Annotated in this window: 7 protein-coding genes; 2 read left to right on the forward strand and 5 right to left on the reverse strand. The window is 74.9% G+C overall.

Annotation, left to right across the window (positions count from 1 at the left end):
- Positions 1 to 77: 77 nt before the first annotated feature.
- From ACFU7Y_RS36380 to ACFU7Y_RS36400, 5 genes are all read right to left on the reverse strand, one after another.
- On the reverse strand, positions 78 to 1,214 hold the full coding sequence (locus tag ACFU7Y_RS36380; RefSeq protein WP_224284469.1) for an LPXTG cell wall anchor domain-containing protein: 1,137 nt from the start codon (positions 1,212 to 1,214) through the stop codon (positions 78 to 80).
- Between the two features lie 350 nt (positions 1,215 to 1,564).
- A complete protein-coding gene (locus ACFU7Y_RS36385; RefSeq protein ID WP_224284470.1) occupies positions 1,565 to 2,143 on the reverse strand; it encodes a flavodoxin family protein in 579 nt (192 codons plus the stop codon).
- A 115-nt stretch (positions 2,144 to 2,258) separates the two neighbouring features.
- The gene (locus ACFU7Y_RS36390; RefSeq protein WP_224284472.1) at positions 2,259 to 3,194 is read right to left on the reverse strand and encodes an NAD(P)-dependent oxidoreductase; all 936 of its coding nucleotides are present in this window, start codon (positions 3,192 to 3,194) and stop codon (positions 2,259 to 2,261) included.
- A 43-nt stretch (positions 3,195 to 3,237) separates the two neighbouring features.
- Positions 3,238 to 3,657 carry a hypothetical protein gene (locus ACFU7Y_RS36395; protein WP_380770921.1) on the reverse strand — a complete coding sequence of 140 codons (420 nt, stop codon included), beginning with the start codon at positions 3,655 to 3,657 and terminating at the stop codon, positions 3,238 to 3,240.
- Between the two features lie 233 nt (positions 3,658 to 3,890).
- Positions 3,891 to 4,451: a heme-binding protein gene (locus tag ACFU7Y_RS36400; RefSeq protein WP_224281307.1), complete on the reverse strand. Its 561-nt coding sequence runs from the start codon at positions 4,449 to 4,451 to the stop codon at positions 3,891 to 3,893.
- 143 nt (positions 4,452 to 4,594) lie between these two features.
- Here ACFU7Y_RS36400 and ACFU7Y_RS36405 point away from each other — a divergent pair, with 143 nt between their 5' ends.
- Both ACFU7Y_RS36405 and ACFU7Y_RS36410 read left to right on the forward strand, forming a co-directional pair.
- Positions 4,595 to 6,004 carry a sensor histidine kinase gene (locus tag ACFU7Y_RS36405; RefSeq protein ID WP_380770922.1) on the forward strand — a complete coding sequence of 470 codons (1,410 nt, stop codon included), beginning with the start codon at positions 4,595 to 4,597 and terminating at the stop codon, positions 6,002 to 6,004.
- A 36-nt stretch (positions 6,005 to 6,040) separates the two neighbouring features.
- Positions 6,041 to 6,688 (forward strand): response regulator, encoded by a 648-nt coding sequence (locus tag ACFU7Y_RS36410; protein ID WP_380770923.1) that lies wholly within the window; start codon positions 6,041 to 6,043, stop codon positions 6,686 to 6,688.
- The last annotated feature ends 434 nt before the right edge of the window (positions 6,689 to 7,122 follow it).

The raw sequence follows: 7,122 nt of genomic DNA on the forward strand, positions 1-7,122 counted from the left end.
GGCCGGCATCAGCCGTGGCCCGGCCCCCGCGGGGAACGCCCTCTAGGTCGGCGCGCTTCGGCTCGGCGCGCTTCGGGTCAGCCCTGCTGGGCGGCCTTGCGGCGGCGCAGCACCACGAGGGTGCCGACACCGGCCGCCAGGACGGCGCCGCCGGTGGCCGCGATGGCGGTGGTGTTGTCACCGCCACCGGTCTGGGCCAGGGCCTTGTCGTTGCCGTCCGCGGTGGCCTTGGCCTTGTCGACGGCGGCCGGGGTCAGCGGCGGCGGGGTGATGACCGGGGGCTCCACCGGGAAGTCGATCGGACCCGAGGTGTCGCCGCTGCTCTCGGCCGGGGCCGGGGCGGTGGCCGAGCCGGAGGGCTCACCGGTGGCCGGGGTGGTCGGCTTCTCGGTGGGCTTCTCGGTGGGCTTCTCGGTCGGGGTCTCGGTGGGCTTCTCGGTCGGCTTCTCCGTCGGCGTGGCGGTCGCGGTGGCCGACGGGGAACCGCTCGCGGTCGGGCTGGGCTTGCCCGTCTGGGTCGGGGTCGGCGTCGGGCTGGGCTTGCCGGTGTGCGACGAGGTGGGCGTCGGCTTGCCGCCGGGCGCCTTGATGACGAAGCCCACGCCGCCGTCGCAGCTGAGGTGGCCGTTGTCGACCGGCTGGTGGCTGGAGTCGTCGAGCTGGGCGGCGAAGACGACCGGGACGACGCCGGCCCGGCCGAGCGGGGCACCGTCGGCGAAGGAGGCCCGGACCTTGATCGGGACGTTCTTGCCGCGGTTCACCCCGAGCAGGTCGTCGGCGACCGGGTTGCCGTCCGGGCCGAGGGTGCCGAGCAGCATCAGGACGGAGTCGTTCTTCTCTCCGCTCTTGTCGGGGGCGGCCACGGCGGTCTGCCACTCGCCCCCGGGGAGCCGGTACTGGACCTTGAGGTCCTTCGCCTGGAGCGAGCCCGCCTTGTTCTTGAACTTGAGCAGCGGGATGAAGACGAAGTCGTGCTTCGTCCGGTTGTCGACCTTGAAGGTGAACTCGCGGGCGTCACCGCCGGCGATGAAGGTGCCGGGCACGCCGTTCAGCGAGAGGTCGAGGCTCGCGTGCGACGCCTTGTCGGCCTGCGACGCGACGGCGGAGGGGGTGCCGGTGGTGCCGACGGCCATGGCGCCCTGGGCGCCGGCCAGCACGAGCGAGGACGCGAGCGCGGCGGCGCCGGCAAAGGCAAGACTGCGACGTATGGACAAGGAAGACCTCACGGAAGTGTCCGGGCGAGGCCCGGGCGCGAGGGGGCGGCCACAGACGCCGCGGACCCCCCGCGAAGCTGAAAGTCCGACGGAGAGTACCGAATGACCCGACCGGTCCGGAAGGCGGGTGGCCGACTACGGTCCGGACCCGGGGAAGTGGTGCCCGATTCATCCAACTCTGGCCACTTGCAAGGCTTTTGCGCCATGCCGAGGGGTGACCTACAGGTGACGGGTACACGCCCGGAGGACGGTCCCGCACGGCCTCCGGCGGCGAGCGGCGAATGCGCGCAGCGCCCGGCCCGCCGGAGGCCGGTCCGCACGGGCTCGGCCCCCGGCATCGGCCCGGGAGATCAGCCCGCGAAGAAGGACTTGGCCGCGATCATCGCCCGCTCGTCACCCAGCACGTCGCCCGGGCGGGTCCCGTTGCCGAGCAGCACCCCGCCCCAGCGCATCCCCATGTACTCGGCGGTCAGCCGCAGGGTGCCGATCAGCGGCTCCGCCTTGTCGTCCCCGCCGGCGAGGGCGGTGACGCCCCAGAGCGTGCCGCCGCCCAGCCGGGCGCGGAAGTCCACCCCGGGCACCCGCATCCAGGCCGACCAGTGGTCGAGGTAGAGCTTGGCGCTGGTCGGCAGCGAGTACCAGTACAGCGGCGCGACGAAGACCAGGTCCGTGGCGGCCAGGGTGGCGTCCAGCAGGGTCCGCTCCTGGCCGGCCGGCTCGGGGTAGCTGCCGTCACCGGTGTGCCGCAGGTCCCGGAAGGGCGGCAGCGGGTGCTCGTCCAGCCGCAGCCAGCGCTGCTCGGCGCCGGCCGGCAGGCTCGACTCGGCGGCCAGCCGGGCGAGTCGGGCCGAGTTGCCGTCGGCCCGCGCGCTGGCGTCGAGGAACAGGAACCGGCGCGGCGCCTCGGCGCCGGGCTGCTGATCGGCCATCAGGACTCCTCCGTCGTACGTGCGGTGCGGACGCAGGAGGGAGCTGCCGTCGAACGCCGGTTATTCCGTGCCCGTGCCGGCCCCGGGCACGGAACCCGGGGCGGCCGGCCGACGGTCAGTCGGGCAGTCCGGCCCGGCGGCGGGCGACGGCGGCGACCGCCGCCCAGTCCTTGTCCCCGTCGCCGTGGGCCAGCGCGTCCAGGAAGGCGTCCCGCAGGATGCTGCCGAACGGCAGCGGGACGTTGCGCGCGGCCCCCGCCTCCAGCGCGAGGCCGACGTCCTTGAGCCCGAGCGGCAGCCGGAACCCGGCCGGCTCGTAGCGGCGCTCGGCCACCATCGCGCCGTAGCCGGTGTGGACCGGCCCGGGGAAGAGCGTGCCGGTGAGCATTTCGACCAGGTCGGTCGGCCGGACGCCGTGCGCCTCGGCCAGGCTGCACGCCTCGGCCATCGACTCGATCGCGCAGGCGATCAGGAAGTTGGTGCTGATCTTGGCCGTGTTGGCCTGCCGGGGGCTCTCGCCGAAGTGCCAGGTGCGCTCGCCCATCGCGGCGAACAGCGGCTCGGCCCGCTCCAGCAGCCCGGGCTCGCCCGCGACCAGGATGTTCAGCCGCCCCGCCGCCGCGACCGGCGGCCGGCCGAGGACGGGGGCGGCGACGTAGCCGATGCCGTGCTCGGCGTGCAGCGCCTCGGCCCGCTCGGCGAGGGCGAGCGAGACGGTGGCCATGTTGACGTGCAGGGTCGCCGCGGCACCGGCCAGCAGCGCGGGGTCGAGCAACAGTTGCTCGACCGCCGTGTCGTTGGCGAGCATGGAGACCACCGTGTCGGCGGCGAACACCTCGGCGAGCGAGTCGGCCGCCTCCGCGCCCTCGGCCACCATGGCGGCCACCGGCTCCGGCGAGCGGTTCCAGACCCGTACGGTGTGGCCGGCCCGCAACAGGCTGCCGGCCATGCCGCGCCCCATCGCCCCCAGCCCCACGAAGCCGATCGTCCGCCCGGGCATTCGCGCACTCCTCTCGCCGCCACTGCTCGTGTGCGATCGACTGTACGTCAGGAGGCCTGCGGACCGGCCTGCGGACCCGCGGCCGGGCGGCGGCTCACGCGCAGGCCGGCAGCCGGCTGCGGTCGGCGACCGTGCCGCGCCCCAGCTCGGCGACCACCCGGCTGCGCAGCAGCTCGTACTGGGCCTGGAGCCGGCCGGGGCGGGCCGGGCGGGCGACCGGGCGGCCGGGGCCGACCAACTCGTCCGGCCCGAACTGCTCGCGGGTGAGGTCGATCTCGAAGCCGGTGGCGAAACGGTTCCACCAGTGGAGGTCCGTCCGCACCCCGTCGACGTACACCTCGCCCATCATGAGCTCGCCGCCGAGCAGGTCGTGCACCACCATCGCCGTCACCCCGCACTGGCCGCGGGCGGGATTGTCGGGACGCCAGTGGGCCAGATCCTCGGGCGCACAGGTGTCGACGCCCCAGGAGGAGCGGATCGCACGTTCGATGTCGTTGAGGGTCCACGCCGTCATACCGGGAAGCCTGCCACGCGCCACTGACAGTGGCACCGGCTTTTCGAAGGGTCATCCCGTGTTCTGCGGCGACCCTCCCGGCGTTCACCCGAAGGAGGCAATGGCCCGGCCGGCCCGGCCCTTGCGCAGGGCGGGCCGGCCGGGCTGCCGTCACTGCGCCCCGGCGGCGGCGCGACGGGAAGACGTCCGGTGAGACGTCCGGTGAGCTGACCCGGGAGCTGTCCCGGGAGGCGTCACTTCGCCAGCTCGGCGACACCGGCCTGCGCGAACTGCTCGTCCAGGTCGCCGCTGGGAGCACCCGCGACACCGACGGCCGCGATCGGAGCGCCCTTGGACTGGATCGGGGCACCGCCGGCCAGGAACAGGGTGCCCGGGATGTCCTTCAGGTTCGGGGCCTGGGCCAGGCGCTTGGCCAGCTCCGAGGTCGGGGCGTTCCAGGACACCGCGGTGAAGGCCTTGCGCTCGGCCGAGACCGGGGCCTGCGGGCCCGCGCCGTCGCCCTTCAGCAGCACCCGGGTGACACCGTCACGGTCGACGACCGCGACCGACACGTGCTGGCCGGCCTTGGTGGCCGCGTCCAGGGCGGCCTGGGCGGCGCGGGTGGCGGCGTCGATGGTCAGACCGCTGCTCGCGGCCAGGTTCTTGTTCTGGGTGTCGGCCTTCGCCGCGGCCGGGACGGCCGGGGTGTCGGTGGACTCGGCGCTGGCCGAGACGGCGCCCACGGTGGCGGCGGCGAGCGCGGCGGCGACGACGGTGCCGGTCAGCACCCGGGTGCGCACGGAGGTCTTCTTCATGGTCCGGCTCCTCAGCGGATCTGCGGGGTGGGGTGGGGGGTCGGGGGCCGCCGGACAGTTGGGGGGATCGCCCGGCGGCGTGCTCCGATCCTCCGCCCGGGGACGGGGCCGTCACATCGACGGTCCGGCGCGGGCGTCCGGGCATGACGGCGGACGGCGGCGTCAACCGATCGGCTGATGCGGACCCGGGCCGGACGGGTCACCATCGAGGGATCGGTGCAGGTCAGTGCGGACCGGGTCAGCCCGGGTCGGGCCGGCACCGACCGTGCACGCACCACCCGTTCAGCCAGGAGCCACCCGTGCAGCAGCCCCGCCCGAGCGCCGGCCGCGCTGCGGACCGTACCGGTGCCGGCCGTCGCGGCGGCCTCGGCCACGACGCCGGCGATCCGGACGCGGGCCGGCTGGCGCTGCTGCTGGACTCCGCCTTCCTGCTGCTGCTCGCCGCCTCGCTCAACCGCTACCTCACCCACCACTCGGGCAGTGCGCAGGCGCCCTGGGTGATCGGGCTGAGCGCGGCCCTCGCGGTCGCCCAGCCGACCGGCTCCTGGCTCGACCACCACCGTCCGCCCGCCCCGGGCCGGCACCGCCGGTGGCCGTCGGCCCTGGTGATGGCGCTCTGGGTGGTGCTGGTGCTGCTCGCGCCGAGCTTCGCCTGGTGCGCCGTCCCGCTGATCTACACCGCGCTGCGGGCACTGCCCGCGAAGGCGGCCATCCCGCTGGTCGGCGCGCTGACCCTGCTGGTGGTGATCGCCGAGATCCGGCTGCCCGGCGGCGTCGACGCCACGCTCGTCCTGCTGCCGCCCGCGGTGGCCGGGCTCGCCACCGGCGTCTTCCTGTTCATGGCCCGGCAGGCCGACCGGCAGCGCGCACTGATCGCCGACCTGGTCCGCACCCGGCGCGAACTCGCCGCCACCGAGCGGCGGGAGGGCACCCTGACCGAGCGCGAGCGGCTGGCGATGGAGATCCACGACACCCTGGCGCAGGGTCTGTCCAGCCAGCAGATGCTGCTCCAGGCCGCCGAGCGCACCTGGGACACCCACCCGGCGACCGCCCGCACCCACGTCCGCACCGCCGCCGAGGTGGCCGCCCGGAACCTGGCCGAGGCCCGCCGCTTCGTCCACGACCTCGCCCCGGTGGAGCTCTCCGACGGCCGCACCCTCGACCGGGCGCTGCGGGCGCTGGCCGAACGGGAGTCCGCCGAGAGCGGGCTGCCGGTCCGCTTCCACCTGGACGGCACGCCGGTGCCGCTGCCCGCCGCCGCACAGTCCGCGCTGCTGCGGATCGCCCAGGGCGCGCTGGCCAACGTCCGCGAGCACGCCGGGGCGTCGGCCGCCGCGATCACGCTCTCGTTCCTCGGCGACCAGGCCGTGCTGGACATCGCCGACGACGGGCAGGGCTTCGACCCGGACGCGGCCGGCACCGGGGGCGGGCGCGGGTACGGTCTGCCGGCGATGCGGGCCCGGCTGCGGCAGCTGGGTGGCAGGCTGACCGTGGAGAGCACGCCCGGCGAGGGCACCGTCGTCTCCGCCGCGATCCCCCTGGAACACCGATGAGCCCGGGGCCGGAACACCGATGAGCCTGGAGCAGCGATGAGCACGACTCCCGCCCGGACGGCTCCCGTCCGGCTGCTGGTCTGCGACGACCACGCCGTGGTGCGGGCCGGACTGCTCGCGCTGCTGGCGAGCGCCGGCGACATCGAGGTGGTCGGCGAGGCGAGCACCGGGGAGGAGGCCGTCGCGCTGGCCGCCCGGCTGGCGCCGCAGGTCGTGCTGATGGACCTCCAGCTCGGCGAGGGCATGGACGGGGTGGAGGCCACCCGGCGGATCACCGCCGTCCCGGGCGGGCCGCACGTCCTGGTGCTCACCACCTACGACACCGACGCCGACATCACCCGGGCCATCGCCGCCGGCGCCACCGGCTACCTGCTGAAGGCCGAAAGGCCGGAGGAGCTGTTCGCCGCCGTGCACGCGGCCGCGCAGGGCCGGACGGTGCTCTCGCCGCCGGTCGCCTCCAGGGTGATGGCGCACATGCGGGCGCCCGCGCCGCAGCTCACCGAGCGCGAGCAGGACATCCTCGAACAGCTGGCACAGGGGCTGGGCAACCGGGAGATCGCCCGGGCGCTGTTCATCAGCGAGGCCACGGTGAAGACGCACCTCGGCCGCATCTACGACAAGTTGGGCGTGGACACCCGGGCGGGCGCGGTCTCGGTGGCGAAGGAGCGCCGACTGCTGCGCTGAGCCCGCCCGCGCTCCACCCCGGCTGCGTTCGGCGCTCGACCGGTGTCACTGCGTGCTGCCATGATGCTCGGAATGTCGGATTCCAGGCCGGCGTCCGCCTCCGCCCGTCCTCGCCCGGCGCGGGCGGCTCGGCCGGCGGCCGTCCTGACGACACCACAAATCCCTGGTCCAGGGCCCTTCCGGGCGCCGCGGGAGGCCCGTCACAATGTGGATGTTTCGTGGATTTCGCTATTGACAAACCAACCACGCGGTTTGTTAGTTTGAGATCAACGACGTCCCCGGAGGTGGGGGCTCGCCGGGGCCTGTGCGGACCACTCTCGCCGGAGGGTGTGGCCAGGGGGGAGCGGCGGGTTTGCCGGGGTGTCGGGGGGAGCGGCAGCGCCGAAGCCGCGCGACGAGGCGGCGTGGAGCGAGTCCGGGGGGACTCGCTCCAC

This window comes from Kitasatospora sp. NPDC057542 (genome assembly GCF_042801945.1).
Lineage (GTDB): Bacteria > Actinomycetota > Actinomycetes > Streptomycetales > Streptomycetaceae > Kitasatospora.

Bases quoted from the DNA above. Each gene is read 5' to 3' on its own strand.
- ACFU7Y_RS36385 (WP_224284470.1), bottom strand. From the start codon at position 2,143: ATGGCCGATCAGCAGCCCGGCGCCGAGGCGCCGCGCCGGTTCCTGTTC.
- ACFU7Y_RS36395 (WP_380770921.1), bottom strand. From the start codon at position 3,657: ATGACGGCGTGGACCCTCAACGACATCGAACGTGCGATCCGCTCCTCC.
- ACFU7Y_RS36400 (WP_224281307.1), bottom strand. From the start codon at position 4,451: ATGAAGAAGACCTCCGTGCGCACCCGGGTGCTGACCGGCACCGTCGTC.
- ACFU7Y_RS36405 (WP_380770922.1), top strand. From the start codon at position 4,595: ATGACGGCGGACGGCGGCGTCAACCGATCGGCTGATGCGGACCCGGGC.
- ACFU7Y_RS36410 (WP_380770923.1), top strand. From the start codon at position 6,041: ATGAGCACGACTCCCGCCCGGACGGCTCCCGTCCGGCTGCTGGTCTGC.